General features: G+C 43.3%; 7 protein-coding genes, 3 tRNA genes and 2 rRNA genes. 2 read left to right on the top strand and 10 right to left on the bottom strand.

Going from position 1 to position 14536, the window contains the following annotated elements:
* From K370_RS11230 to htpG, 8 genes are all read right to left on the bottom strand, one after another.
* Positions 1 to 1027, bottom strand: a 23S ribosomal RNA gene (locus K370_RS11230); the annotation flags it as partial.
* A 393-nt stretch (positions 1028 to 1420) separates the two neighbouring features.
* Positions 1421 to 1496, bottom strand: a tRNA-Ala gene (locus tag K370_RS11225).
* A 15-nt stretch (positions 1497 to 1511) separates the two neighbouring features.
* Positions 1512 to 1588, bottom strand: a tRNA-Ile gene (locus K370_RS11220).
* Positions 1589 to 1702: 114 nt separating this feature from the next.
* A 16S ribosomal RNA gene (locus K370_RS11215) occupies positions 1703 to 3242 on the bottom strand.
* 484 nt (positions 3243 to 3726) lie between these two features.
* A tRNA-Met gene (locus K370_RS11210) sits at positions 3727 to 3803 on the bottom strand.
* Between the two features lie 178 nt (positions 3804 to 3981).
* Positions 3982 to 4665, bottom strand: a complete 684-nt coding sequence (locus tag K370_RS11205) for a DUF4197 domain-containing protein (RefSeq protein ID WP_047541598.1) — start codon at positions 4663 to 4665, stop codon at positions 3982 to 3984.
* Positions 4666 to 4818: 153 nt separating this feature from the next.
* Positions 4819 to 7299 carry a glycogen/starch/alpha-glucan phosphorylase gene (locus K370_RS11200; RefSeq protein ID WP_047541999.1) on the bottom strand — a complete coding sequence of 827 codons (2481 nt, stop codon included), beginning with the start codon at positions 7297 to 7299 and terminating at the stop codon, positions 4819 to 4821.
* A gap of 155 nt (positions 7300 to 7454) precedes the next feature.
* The gene (htpG, locus tag K370_RS11195; protein WP_047541596.1) at positions 7455 to 9359 is read right to left on the bottom strand and encodes a molecular chaperone HtpG; all 1905 of its coding nucleotides are present in this window, start codon (positions 9357 to 9359) and stop codon (positions 7455 to 7457) included.
* 197 nt (positions 9360 to 9556) lie between these two features.
* Here htpG and ppx point away from each other — a divergent pair, with 197 nt between their 5' ends.
* A complete protein-coding gene (ppx, locus tag K370_RS11190; protein ID WP_047541595.1) occupies positions 9557 to 11101 on the top strand; it encodes an exopolyphosphatase in 1545 nt (514 codons plus the stop codon).
* A 164-nt stretch (positions 11102 to 11265) separates the two neighbouring features.
* Complete coding sequence (locus tag K370_RS11185; RefSeq protein ID WP_047541594.1) at positions 11266 to 11757, top strand: hypothetical protein; 492 nt, start codon at positions 11266 to 11268, stop codon at positions 11755 to 11757.
* Between the two features lie 51 nt (positions 11758 to 11808).
* On the opposite strand, the gene K370_RS11180 is transcribed toward K370_RS11185, so the two are convergent.
* Both K370_RS11180 and ppk1 read right to left on the bottom strand, forming a co-directional pair.
* Positions 11809 to 12375: a SixA phosphatase family protein gene (locus tag K370_RS11180; protein ID WP_047541592.1), complete on the bottom strand. Its 567-nt coding sequence runs from the start codon at positions 12373 to 12375 to the stop codon at positions 11809 to 11811.
* A gap of 34 nt (positions 12376 to 12409) precedes the next feature.
* Positions 12410 to 14482, bottom strand: coding sequence for a polyphosphate kinase 1 (ppk1, locus tag K370_RS11175; protein ID WP_081977205.1), 2073 nt, complete (start codon positions 14480 to 14482; stop codon positions 12410 to 12412).
* Positions 14483 to 14536 lie beyond the last annotated feature (54 nt).

Below are 14536 nucleotides of genomic sequence, written 5' to 3'. Positions count from 1 at the left end.
CTTCCCACTTCGTTTTCCACTTAGCACGTCATTTGGGACCTTAGCTGTCGGTCTGGGTTGTTTCCCTCTTGACCACGGACGTTAGCACCCATGGTCTGTCTCCCGTAATTGCATTTCTCAGTATTCGGAGTTTGCAATGAGTTGGTAAGTTCTTATGAACCCTAGTCATAACAGTGCTCTACCCCGAGAATGATACGAGGCACTACCTAAATAGTTTTCGGAGAGAACCAGCTATTTCCAAGTTTGTTTAGCCTTTCACCCCTATCCACAGCTCATCCCCAAATTTTTCAACATTTGTGGGTTCGGACCTCCAGTACCTGTTACGGCACCTTCATCCTGGCCATGGATAGATCACTTGGTTTCGGGTCTACACCCAGCAACTAGACGCCCTATTCGGACTCGCTTTCGCTACGCCTCCCCTATCGGTTAAGCTTGCTACTGAATGTAAGTCGCTGACCCATTATACAAAAGGTACGCAGTCACGGAACAAGTCCGCTCCCACTGTTTGTATGCATACGGTTTCAGGATCTATTTCACTCCCCTCCCGGGTTCTTTTCGCCTTTCCCTCACGGTACTGGTTCACTATCGGTCGATTACGAGTATTTAGCCTTGGAGGATGGTCCCCCCATGTTCAGACAAGGTTTCTCGTGCCCGCCCTACTTGTCGTTACCCTAGTTCCACACACGGGATTTCGTATAAGGGGCTATCACCCTCTATGGCCGGACTTCCATTCCGTTCTACTATCGCATATGCTAAAAATAACAGGCTGTTCCATGTTCGCTCGCCACTACTTACGGAATCTCGGTTGATTTCTTTTCCTCGAGCTACTTAGATGTTTCAGTTCACTCGGTTCGCCACCATCTCCCTATATATTCAGGAGCGGTTACCCTTGCGGGTGGGTTTCCCCATTCGGACATTTCCGGATCAAAGCTTATTTGCCAGCTCCCCGAAACTTTACGCAGGCTATCACGTCCTTCATCGCCTGTAATCGCCAAGGCATCCACCATATGCACTTATTCACTTGATCCTATAACGTTAACACCTGAACCCTTTTTAAATCCAGATATCATCATGCATGAGAACATGCGTTATAGTTTTTTCTAAAGCTACTTCGTTAATGCTGCAAGGTTGTACAACATTAACTGGTTTTTTGTTTCATTTATTTCTTGGTTATTTCATGTTGTAACCGATATTACTATCAATTACGACACTATCTAACTGGAACTAAACGAAGCAAAATATTTCGATTTTGCAATCAATTACTACCCATTTTGAATACACACATATCATCACAATAATGTGCATTCACTTTACTTCTTCCATTTTGTTAAAGATCAGTCTAGTTAAAAACTAGAAGTAAACACTCATTGTTAAATGCTTGCTTCTAATTTCTTAGCTTACTTACAACATCAAAATTGTTTGGTGGAGGATAACGGGATCGAACCGTTGACCCCCTGCTTGCAAAGCAGGTGCTCTCCCAGCTGAGCTAATCCCCCATTTGAGGTTTAATCTGGTGGGTCTGGATGGACTCGAACCATCGACCCCCGCCTTATCAAGACGGTGCTCTAACCAGCTGAGCTACAGACCCTGTTAAGGTAGCAATCACATTGCTGCTTTTGCTATGTTGGCCAATCTTTTTTGATGTTGCTACTGCCGAACGACTGATAAGTGTGAATGTTTGCAACCAAGGTTTGTTCTCTAGAAAGGAGGTGATCCAGCCGCACCTTCCGATACGGCTACCTTGTTACGACTTCACCCCAGTCATGAATACTACCGTGGTAAGCGCCCCCCTTACGGTTAGACTACCTACTTCTGGTAAAACCCACTCCCATGGTGTGACGGGCGGTGTGTACAAGGCCCGGGAACGTATTCACCGCGACATGCTGATCCGCGATTACTAGCGATTCCGACTTCATGCAGGCGAGTTGCAGCCTGCAATCCGGACTACGATCGGCTTTCTGGGATTAGCTCCCCCTCGCGGGTTGGCGACCCTCTGTACCGACCATTGTATTACGTGTGAAGCCCTGGCCATAAGGGCCATGAGGACTTGACGTCATCCCCACCTTCCTCCGGTTTGTCACCGGCAGTCCCAATAAAGTGCCCAACTAAATGATGGCAATTATTGGCAAGGGTTGCGCTCGTTGCGGGACTTAACCCAACATCTCACGACACGAGCTGACGACAGCCATGCAGCACCTGTGTTACGGCTCTCTTTCGAGCACCCATCCATCTCTGGAAAGTTCCGTACATGTCAAGGCCAGGTAAGGTTTTTCGCGTTGCATCGAATTAATCCACATAATCCACCGCTTGTGCGGGCCCCCGTCAATTCATTTGAGTTTTAATCTTGCGATCGTACTCCCCAGGCGGTCTACTTCACGCGTTAGCTGCGTTACTCATGGATTTTACTCCACCAACAACTAGTAGACATCGTTTAGGGCGTGGACTACCAGGGTATCTAATCCTGTTTGCTCCCCACGCTTTCGTGCATGAGCGTCAATATTATCCCAGGGGGCTGCCTTCGCCATTGGTATTCCTCCACATCTCTACGCATTTCACTGCTACACGTGGAATTCTACCCCCCTCTGACATATTCTAGTCTTGTAGTTTCAAACGCAGTTCCTAAGTTGAGCTCAGGGATTTCACATCTGACTTACAAAACAGCCTGCGCACGCTTTACGCCCAGTAATTCCGATTAACGCTCGCACCCTACGTATTACCGCGGCTGCTGGCACGTAGTTAGCCGGTGCTTCTTATCAAGGTACCGTCATAATCATCCTATGTTAGAGGATAATCTTTCTTCCCTTGCGAAAGAGCTTTACAACCCGAAGGCCTTCTTCACTCACGCGGAATGGCTGGATCAGGCTTGCGCCCATTGTCCAAAATTCCCCACTGCTGCCTCCCGTAGGAGTCTGGACCGTGTCTCAGTTCCAGTGTGGCTGGTCGTCCTCTCAGACCAGCTACTGATCGTCGCCTTGGTGAGCTTTTACCTCACCAACTAGCTAATCAGATATCGGCCGCTCCATTAACGCCAGGCCCGAAGGTCCCTAGCTTTCCCCCGTAGGGCGTATGCGGTATTAGCCAACCTTTCGATTAGTTATCCCCCATTATTGGATACGTTCCGATATATTACTCACCCGTTCGCCACTCGCCACCAGGAGCAAGCTCCCGTGCTGCCGTTCGACTTGCATGTGTAAAGCATTCCGCCAGCGTTCAATCTGAGCCATGATCAAACTCTTCAGTTTAATGTATGACTATTACTTTTTCCTCTTTCGAGGTGGTATTCGCTTTTTGCTTTGCAACCCAATCATGTCTTAGAGAAATTCTAAGTATGTGTTGAGCTGTTTTTCTCAAATTCATTGTCAAGGTTTGTGTACTGCTTATTTATTGCTAAATAAGCCTTATTACATACTTGTCATAAATTTAAGTGTAAGCATTTGTTATCTTGAGTATTGACTTAAACCAAACAACAAAACATTCAAGGCCGAAGCCAAGCATTCGTTGCGTCTAAGTCAATGTGTCTTGACCACAAACACCCACACTTATCAGTCGTTCAGTTTGTTAAAGAGCTTTTTATCCACTACAAAAAGTGAGTCACTTTTGAGCTTTTCGTTTCACGCTTTGCGTTAACGAGGTGCGCATTATACAGAGCATTTATGCCACGTCAACACTAATTTTAAAGATTGCCAATTAATATTAACGGTGTATTTTAGTGCGGCTTTAATTCTTTGGTTGCGGGAACAGGATTTGAACCTGTGACCTTCGGGTTATGAGCCCGACGAGCTGCCAGACTGCTCCATCCCGCGTCCGATTCAGCGTACATACCGCCGAGAAATGAGACTATAGCAAGCCAAGACCCTTGTGTCAAACGGTATTGAGCGTTTCATCTAAGATTCATACGTATAGACAATCGCCAAACCATTTCAAACTATATGAAAATCCATATAGAACAAGGGCTAAGCTTACTGATTAATTCTGTTTAATTTAATTACCAATTGCACCGAATACTTTTTTAATCAAACTGCTGGCTTGACCAAGCGGGTTTTTGCGAATAGCAGCCTCTTCTTGCGCCATCATTAAATACACACCATCCAATGTTTTTTGGGTAACGTATTGCTCTAAATTGGCATCTTCTTTTTTAACCAAGCCGTATTTACTGCCCATTTCGGCAAACTTATTATATTGCTGGGCGAGTTGAACATTTTCAGTGGCTTTTTTCACAATGGGTAAAAATTTCTCACCCATCGGCAATGCTGTGGTTTTTTTAAAATATTGCGTGGCCGAATCTTCAGAACCGGTCAATATTGTCTTTGCATCGGCTAAAGACATTTTCTTAACGGAATCAATTAACAGCGCTTTGGCTTCCGGAACCGCAGCTTCGGCGGCGCGATTCATTTTTAGCACTAACTCATCTGCCTGTTTACCCATGCCAAACATGCGCATGGCTTTTTCGGCTTTTTGCATGGATTCCGGCAAAGGTATTTTGACTTGCTTGTTAGCAAAAAAACCATCTGTTGCTCCAAGTTTACTCACGGCTTGTCCTGCACCTTGTATGAGTGCCGCCTTTAAGCCACTACTGGCTTCATCGTTACTTAAATCACTTACTTCCAGTGCATTAACTTGTGAAACAAACAACGTTAACAATGTTGTTAGGATGATTTTTTTCATGACTTCCCTCAGCGTTGTAATTTTGTGGCTAAATCATACAACGAAACAGTTACATTGGGGTTTACTTTACCGCTGCATGGTTGAGATGATTTACTGAATTAAATTTAATGGCTAGATTTCAAGGCCTCATTTATTTTCGTATAACGTCCATGCTTACTTTAATGACTGCACTTGCCATATATTATTAGCATATTCGCCGATCGTTCTATCGCTAGAAAATTTTGCCATGCGCGCGACATTTAAAATGGCGCGACGCGACCACTCCTCTTGATCCTTATACACTTTTGCCACTTCATCCTGGCAAGCAATATAATCAGCATAATCGGCAAGCAATAAGTAATTGTCATTATTGAGTAAGTTATCGACAATTGCCTGATAGCGGCTTGGCTCTTCCAGCGAAAAGAATCCGCTACCAATCATATCAAGCACTTCTTTTAAAGCGGCGTTTTGATGGTAATAATCGCGTGGGTTATAACCGCTTGCCTTAGTTTCGGCCACTTGCGGCGTAGTTAATCCAAAGATGAAGATATTGTCGTCGCCGACCTCTTCTTTAATTTCCACATTAGCGCCATCCAAGGTACCAATCGTCAACGCACCATTCAACGCCATTTTCATATTACCAGTACCACTTGCCTCCGTGCCTGCCGTGGATATTTGCTCAGACAAATCGCTACCTGGGAATAAAATCTCAGCGGCAGAAACTTCATAGTTGGGATAAAACACCACTTTAAGTTTATCGCCCACTACTGGATCGTCATTGACAATGGCGGCGACATCATTGATAAGTCGAATAATAAGTTTGGCCATCCAATAACCAGGCGCTGCTTTACCTCCGAAAATTACCGTGCGCGGCGTAATATCTTTTGCGCCATGTCGAATGCGGTTATACAGTGTAATCACATGCAACACATTTAGTAGCTGACGTTTATATTCGTGAATACGCTTAATCTGCACATCAAATAGAGAGTTCGGATTCAACTTAACATCTATTAAGCTTTCAATTTTGCGGGCCAAACGTAATTTATTATCATGTTTTACGGCACGAAATGCTTTGCGGAAGTCTTTATCATTGGCCAAAGGGGTTAACTTAGCCAGCTGTGTTAAATCTTTTTGAAAACCATCGCCAATTGCTCTTGTAATCAAACTAGCGAGCTGCGGATTGGCCTGATTCAGCCAACGGCGCGGCGTGATGCCATTGGTCACATTAGTGAATTTGTTCGGGTAAATCTTATTAAAGTCGGCAAATAGAGTGGTTTTCAATAGTTCACTGTGTAAAGCCGCCACACCATTGACTGTATGACTACCAACCACGGCCAAATGTGCCATGCGCACGCGACGGCCATGCGTTTCATCAATGATTGAAACGCGCTGAATCAGCTCAGTATCGCCGGGGAAGTGATGATTCACCATGGTAATAAACTGCTGATTAATTTCGTAGATAATCTCTAAATGACGTGGCAATAAAGTACCAAAAAGTTCTACAGACCAAGTTTCAAGGGCTTCTGGCATTAAGGTATGATTGGTGTAAGCAAATATCTTAACCACTAAACTCCAGGCAAAATTCCACGCCAAACCGTGAATATCGACTAACTGATGCATCATTTCAGCCACACCTATCGCCGGGTGCGTATCATTCAATTGAATGGCGATTTTATTGGGTAAATCCGCCCAATCTTTTTCAGCTTTCACATCACGTGTCGTGATAAACCGGCGCAAAATATCTTGAATCGAAGCCGATACAAAGAAGTATTGCTGTTTTAAACGTAACTCGCGCCCCGATGCAGACGCATCATTTGGATATAGGACTTTTGAAATCGTCTCTGAATCGGTACGCTCTTCTACTGATTGCTCATAATTACCATCGTTAAACTGACGCAAATCAAAATCTTTAGTTGCTTTTGCGCTCCAAAGCCTTAGATTATTAACCGTATCGGTACCATAACCTGGCACAGGAACATCGTAAGCCATTGCCACAACATGTTGAGGATTACACCAATGGTGGTGTTTAACACCATGCTCATCGGTGACTGGCACCACATGCCCATAAAACTTAACATCGTAAGCCGCTTCTGGCCGTTGAAACTCCCACACATTGCCGTAGCGCAACCAGTTATCTGGGTTCTCCACTTGTTGTCCGTGCTCAATCGCTTGTTTAAACATGCCATATTCATAACGAATACCGTAGCCAGTTGCCGGTATATCCATTGTCGCCATTGAATCTAAAAAGCAAGCAGCCAAACGCCCCAAACCACCATTACCTAAAGCAGCATCGTTTTCCATTTCAGCTGCAGATTCCATGTTGCGGCCTAATGCCTCTAAACCGTCACTTAACTCATCTTTAATGCCCAAATTTAGTGCAGCGTTCGTCAGCATGCGGCCAATTAAAAATTCTAATGAGAGGTAATAAACGCGTTTGGGATCTTGATCATTATAAGATGCTGCCGTCCTAACCCAACGCTCAACCACATGATCGCGTACCGTATAAGCAGCGGTGTGATACCAGTCTCTTGGCGTGGAAGCCCTGTCTGTCTTGAAACATGAGAAGATTAAATGATTCTGCAAAGCCTGTTTAACAGGTGTGAGCTTTGGCAAAACAATGGCTTGTTTTTTTGCGGGTTTAGTCGTGTTTTTCATTCGAATGTAGCTTTCTAAAGAATACTTAACAGTTACCGATAAATATATTTTAGCAAATACCAAGCCAATCATTTGTGAAGAATTGTTTACTTGGCAAAAAGCCTGCTTTTTACACCAGGCTTTTTGCTTTTAATCTAAATAAAAATAAATTAAGACTACACCAGCAGGCTATTCATGCGGCGTACAAAACTTGCTGGATCCTCTAACTGGCCGCCCTCCGCTAGCAAGGCCTGATCAAATACCAAGTATGCTAAATCCTTAAATTTAGACTCGTCGGTTTCTGCTTCTAATCGTTTCACCAATTTATGCGCTGGGTTCACCTCTAATACCGGTTTGCTATCTGGTGCGTTTTGGCCTGCCGCTTTTAAAATACGCGCCAGATTTCCCGAAAGGTCATGCTCACCTGCCACCAGACAAGCAGGCGAATCAGTTAAGCGATGCGTCACACGCACTTCTTTTACTGTGTCGCCTAATGAAGTCTTAATGCGTTCAATCAAGCTTTTCGCCTCTTCCTCAATTTTTGCTTTAGCCTCTTTTTCAGACTCATCTTCCAACTTACCTAAATCCAAATCACCTTTGGCAATTGATTGCAGTTTTTTACCTTCAAACTCAGTTAAGCTACTCAACAACCATTCATCCACCTTGTCGCTCATCAGCAATACTTCAATGCCTTTTTTGCGGAAAATTTCTAAATGAGGGCTATGTTGCGCCGCTGCAAAAGTATCAGCAGTAATAAAGTAAATCGCTTCTTGTTCAGGCTTCATACGGCCAATGTAATCGGCAAATGAAACGTTCTGTGTATCATTATCAGCATTGGTGCTGGCGAATCTTAGTAAGCCAGCGATTTTATCTTTATTGGCAAAATCCTCACCTGGCCCCTCTTTTAATACGCGGCCAAATTCCGACCAGAATTTAGCATAATCCTCTGGCCTATCTCTTGCTAAATCTTCCAGCAAACCGAGCACTTTTTTAACCGAGCCATTTTTAATCGCATCCACATCGCGACTATCCTGCAGGATTTCACGCGATACGTTCAAAGGCAAATCGGCTGAATCGATTACACCGCGCACAAAACGCAGGTATTGCGGCATTAACTTTTCCGCATCTTCCATAATAAACACACGTTTCACATACAACTTAATGCCGTGACGACGCTCTCTGTCGTATAAATCAAATGGCGCTTTGCCTGGAATATATAGCAAAGAAATATACTCTTGCTTACCTTCGACACGGCTGTGCGTATAGCCTAGCGGGTCTTGATGATCATGCGAAACGTGCTTGTAGAATTCGTTATACTCATCGGCCGTAATATCATTTTTGCTACGCGCCCAAAGTGCGGAAGCCTTATTAATTGTTTCCAGTTCGTCGGTAGTGACCATCTCACCACCTTTACCGTCCTCACCTTCTTTCCATTCCGATTTGTGCATCACAATCGGCAAGGTGATATGGTCTGAATATTTGCGCACAATCGACTTCAATTGCCAATCGTTTAAAAATTCATCTTCATCTTTACGCAGATGCAGGGTGATTTCCGTACCGCGCGATTCCTTCTTAACCGCATCCAGCGTGTAGTCGCCTTCGCCTGTACTTGTCCACTTAACCGCATCAGCGCTGCCGGCACGGCGTGTGGTTAATGTCACTTTATCTGCAATAATAAAAGCGGAATAAAAACCAACACCAAATTGACCAATCAAATTCGCATCTTTGGCCTGATCACCCGTTAAAGCATTAAAGAACTCTTTTGTGCCAGATTTTGCAATCGTACCGATATTGGCGATGACTTCATCGCGACTCATACCGATACCATTATCTGAAATAGTCACAGTACGTTTGGCTTTATCAAAGCCAATTTGAATTTTCAGCTCACTATCATTTTCATACAGCGTGCCGTCCGCAAGCGCTTCAAAACGCAATTTATCAGCAGCATCCGATGCGTTAGAAATGAGTTCTCGCAGCACAATCTCTTTGTTGCTGTACAAGGAATGAATCATCAACTGCAATAATTGCTTTACTTCTGCCTGAAAGGCTAATTTTTCTGATACGGGCTTTTCTGCTGCCATCTTAATATCCTTAATTTTTTAGTTTTAAATTGGTCTGTTGTTTTAATTATCGATAATTAGATATTGGGTTGCAGTCAATTATTTCAAGCATAAGCATTTAAATTGAAATCGCTTTTGACTTAATAATTTTTGTTAATTCATATTTAATTAAGCGTTTCTGTCATCTTATTAACGAATAAATATGCTATAAAAGCATTATGAAAAACGATAATATTGTTTCTAACGAAACGCTACTAGCCGCCGTAGATTTGGGCTCCAACAGTTTCCGGCTGGAAATTGGCCGTTATGAAAATGGTCACATTCAACGTGTCGATTATTTAAAAGAAACCGTACGCCAAGGTGGTGATTTAGATGAAGAGCGCAACTTAAAGCCAGAAGCAATCGAGCGCGGGCTTAAATGTTTGGCGCGTTTTGGTGAAACGTTAAAAGACTTCCCTAAACATCATGTCCGTGCGGTTGCCACACAAACCTTACGCGAAGCCAAAAACCGCGATGAATTTATTCAGTTGGCCAAAAAAGCCTTGGGGTTTGATATAGAAGTTATTTCTGGCGTAGAAGAAGCTCGCCTGATTTATCAAGGCGTCAGCCGTTTACTGCCACAATCGAACGAAAAGCGCCTGGTGATTGATATTGGCGGCCGCTCAACCGAGTTTATCTTAGGCCAGCATTTAGATGCAGAAACCACGGATTCACTTCGTGTCGGCTCAGTTGCATGGTCGCTCAAATACTTTGCTGATGGTCAACTGACCGATAAAAATCTGCAACGCGCAGAAATAGCTGCAGAATCCTTTTTGGACGCCGTAGCGTCAACTTATCAACGCAGCCAATGGGATGTCGCTTATGGCGCATCCGGCACGGTGGGTGCAGTGGCAGAAGTTTTAGGTTATGCCGGATTTGATGAAAATAAAATTACACGTGAAGGTTTGGCGTGGCTTCGCAGCCAACTGGTTAAAGCGAAAACGGCTGATAAACTAGACTTAATGGGATTAAAAGAAGATCGAAAAGCAGTTATTGGCGGCGGTTTAAGCATTTTAATCGGCATATTCGATTTACTGAAACTCGATTCATTAGTCGTGGCAAAAGGTGCACTGCGCCACGGCCTGCTATATGACATGATGAATGAAGAAAGCGATACGCCCATAGATTTGTGTGGCGCCTCTATCGCGCGTTTAACGACACGTTTTGGCGTCAATATGAAGCACGCACAAAACGTCGAAAAAGTAGCGCTGGGATTTTTTGATGCAGTGTCACCTGCATTACAAAAATCCGCCCACCAGCCACATGAATTAAGCAGACTGGAGCAGACCAAACCAAGACAGATATTAGGCTGGGCTGCGCTATGTCATGAAATTGGCACCTCTATTTCTCATAATGAATCACAAAAACATGGCGCGTACATTTTAGACAATACGGAACTGATGGGCTTTTCACAAAGCGAACTGCATGCCTTAAGCTTATTGGTTTTAGGTCATTACGGCAAACTTAAAAAGCTGGAAGCGGACTTTAATGACGAGCACTTTATTACCAAATTGCTGGCATTAAGATTAGCCGTTATTTTCTGCCACTCGCGCAATATGCCTGTACTCAAGAATATCCGCCTTGAACGCGCCGGAAATACATTCTTTTTAAGCCTGCCAAGCTCATGGCAACAAGCTTTTCCGCAAACTTGCTATTTATTGGAAGAAGAAGTTCTGGCATGGCAAAAAACCAATTGGAGCCTGGTTGTTTCTACGCCAGATTAATGGCCACACAAACCAACTGCCTTTAACTACATGATTTAACGCAATTAAAATTATTTGACATGCAAAATAAACAGTATAAACTGTTTACACTGTTTTTTAAAATACATAGCCATACTGATTTTAAAAAGCACCATCAACTTAATGCTTATTAAAGGAGTCTGTATATGTCTAAAATCTCACCAATGCAAGCGCAAGCACTAGGCCTAAAACCTGCACCACCCAAAGCGCCATTAACAAGCCCAGCCATTGAAAAAACCGTAGCCTCAACTGCTGCGCCAAAAGTTACCGCTAAGCCACAGGCAAAAGCGACAGTCGCTGCCGCTACCAAACCAAAAACTGCGCCACTAAATACAAGTACAAAACCAGCTGCATCAGCAAAAACAGATGCAGGCAAAAAGGACAGTAAAAAAGACGACAAAAAACCGAAATCGGATAAAGTAAAAATGGAGCGTGATAGCTTCACGATGCCTAAAGATGAATACGCGCAAATCGCTTTACTTAAAGCACGCTTAACTTCTTTAGGTCAACCGGCTAAGAAAAGTGAATTATTACGTGCTGGCATTAAACTATTGGCTGCAATGTCTGACAATACGCTTAAAACCACTTTGGCTAAAATTCCTGTGATTAAAACTGGTAGACCGAATAAAAAAGATTGAAAGAGGACGCTTACCTATTAACATTCTAAATTAACGATTTATCTGTAATCGTTATAGCAAACTCGGCGTTTGCACAGTGAGTAATCTATATTGCTGATGTACAGTAATTGTATGTTCAGTTGAATGAAGGCGTAGCCACCATACTGCGCCTTTTTTTATGCTGATATTAATTTCAGGATTCATTTTTTGTGCATCATTTATGGATTGGTCAAATAAATAAGCGACCAGTTGTCCCATCCAAGGCTGATGACCAACGATTAATACATTTTTTTGCTGATTTTTTGGACTTTGCTGATTTAATTGGTTTTGAATTTTCACTAAAGCAGCCAAAACATCCGCCAGACTAGCACTAGGTTTTAAGCTATCCTGTAATTGAATTTTATAATCCAATGTCTCAGCAGTTTGTAATGCACGTAAAGCCGGGCTGCAAATCAATATCGTATCGTCGGGCAAATGTTTTTTTAGCCAACGCGCTATACGTTTGGCGTGTCCGTGTCCTTTGTGGGTTAATTGCCTTATTTCATCATTTTCACCCAGGTCAAAATTAGCTATTTCGGCCTCTGCGTGGCGCCAGACAAGAATGTTATCAAATTGAAGTCTAGGTAGTTTTTTAATCATTTTTCATTTGTTGCAACATTTACTATTGCAATATTCAATTAGTATAAGTTTGTATTAATTTTTTCTGCGTACTTAAGCGTTTACTATGGCTAATATTTTGCATATCCAGTTGCTGATATGCGCCATTTTCAGCAAGTACCCAAGCATCTTCTGTATCGTCCAAATAAGGCAATAAGCATTCCTGCATCACGCGTGATTGCAACTCACCATCGAGAATTGGCCATGCAATCTCCACACGGCGAATCATGTTACGACTCATCCAGTCAGCACTGGATAACCACATGCGTTTTATTGGGTTGCCTTTTAACGGATTAATCTCAAAATAGAAAATACGTGAATGCTCTAAAAACCGCCCGACAATTGAACGCACATGAATACGACCATTTACGCCGGGCGCATCAATCGGCAAAATACAAGCGCCACGAATAATTAAATCAATCGTAACACCCTGTTGCGCAGCGCTAATTAAGGCTTTAACAAGCACTTCATCCGTTAAGGAATTCATTTTTGCGATGATTTTTGCTTGCCCGCCCAACATACAAGCACGTTTTGCAGCAGAAATTCGCCGCAACATGGTCGCTTGTAAATTAAACGGCGCTACCAATAACTGGCGCATGCGCGGCAAAGCAACTTGGCTGGTCAAATGCCTGAACACATACTCTATCTCGCGCGTGAGCGTTAAGTTGCTAGTGAGCATGCAAATATCCGTGTACAGTTTTGCGGTATTTGCGTTGTAATTACCGGTTGAAACATGTGCATAGCGCTTAATCCGTTTACCTTCCTGGCGCATCACCAACAACATTTTTCCATGTGTTTTTAAGCCAACCATGCCGTAAACAATCTGCGCACCAATCGCTTCCAATGACTCCGCCCAGTTAATATTGGTTTCCTCATCAAAACGCGCTTTGATTTCGACTACCACCAACACCTCTTTGCCGCGTCGCACGGCCTCTTGCAGCAAATTAAGCATGCGCGGATCGCTACCTATGCGGTAAATCGTCTGGTGAATCGCTAGTACTTTTGGATCATGCACCGCCTCATGTAAAAACTTGATTACCGCTTCAAAGCTTTCATAAGGCCGATGAATCAGCACATTTTTTTGTTTAAGTTGGGTAAAAAATGATTCTTCCGGGTTTAAGTCTTTAGGCCAAACAGGTTGAAAAGGTACAAAAGCCAAATCTCGACCATCTGAATCAACGCCATGCGCTAAACCAGTGAGTTGAATGAGTCGCCCTAAATTGACAGGACCTTGTACAGGGTAAAGTGATGCAGTGGTTAAATTGAATTCGGTGAGTAAAAATTCAGACAAATGCGCCACGCAACTTTGCGAAACCTCTAAACGCACGGCTTCACCAAATGGCCGCTGCGCTAGTTCTTGACGCAATGCCTTTGGCAAATCATGAATATCATCTTCATCCAAATCTAAATCTGAATGACGTGTCACTCTAAACTGGGAGTAACTTAATAGCGGTTTCTGCCCAAATAAATCAGGTAAATGTGCTGCAATAATACTGGTCAAAGTCACAAAGTGCTGCTGTGTTCCGCCATCATTTGGCAATTGCATCACTCTTGGCAAAATACGCGGCACTCGGATAATATTAATGCTCGATGCGCTATCAGGCTTGTCTGGTGCTAGTTCTACAATAAAATGCAATGCTTTACTGGCAACCAAGGGAAATGGATGTGCGCGATCCAAGGCAATCGGCAGCAATAATGGCTTTACATTATCCTCAAAATACTTGGCGACCCATTTTTTTTGCTCTTCTGTGCGCTCATGCCCCGCCACAATATTTACACCAGCCTGCTTTAAAGCAGGCATCAACTCATCGTTAAAAATTGCATATTGATGCGCAATTAATGCATGTGCCTGCTCCGATACTGCATTAAAACTACTCACCGTCACCACACCTTTTTTAATGTGACGCTGCATGGCATCTAATTGTGCTTCCATGCGCACCTCAAAAAATTCATCCAAATTGGAAGCAACAATGCATAAAAATTTCAAACGTTCCAATAAGGGATAATCCTGACGTTGCGCTAAACATAATACGCGTCGGTTAAAACTGAGGATACTTAAATCGCGATCAAGTAGCTTGGGAGTTGGCATTATCATAGGTGAATATCTTATGACAGATTTCCTGCTTTATTATGACAGTTTTGT

This window comes from Methylotenera versatilis 7, assembly GCF_000799165.1.
Taxonomy (GTDB): Bacteria; Pseudomonadota; Gammaproteobacteria; order Burkholderiales; family Methylophilaceae; genus Methylotenera_A; species Methylotenera_A versatilis_A.
Note: the sequence above shows the minus strand (reverse complement) of the source record. Positions and strands in the feature narration are given on the sequence as shown.

Coding starts and splice junctions, on each gene's coding strand:
- K370_RS11205 (WP_047541598.1), bottom strand. CDS start 4,665: ATGAAAAAAATCATCCTAACAACATTGTTAACGTTGTTTGTTTCACAA.
- K370_RS11200 (WP_047541999.1), bottom strand. CDS start 7,299: ATGAAAAACACGACTAAACCCGCAAAAAAACAAGCCATTGTTTTGCCA.
- htpG (WP_047541596.1), bottom strand. CDS start 9,359: ATGGCAGCAGAAAAGCCCGTATCAGAAAAATTAGCCTTTCAGGCAGAA.
- ppx (WP_047541595.1), top strand. CDS start 9,557: ATGAAAAACGATAATATTGTTTCTAACGAAACGCTACTAGCCGCCGTA.
- K370_RS11185 (WP_047541594.1), top strand. CDS start 11,266: ATGTCTAAAATCTCACCAATGCAAGCGCAAGCACTAGGCCTAAAACCT.
- K370_RS11180 (WP_047541592.1), bottom strand. CDS start 12,375: ATGATTAAAAAACTACCTAGACTTCAATTTGATAACATTCTTGTCTGG.
- ppk1 (WP_081977205.1), bottom strand. CDS start 14,482: ATGCCAACTCCCAAGCTACTTGATCGCGATTTAAGTATCCTCAGTTTT.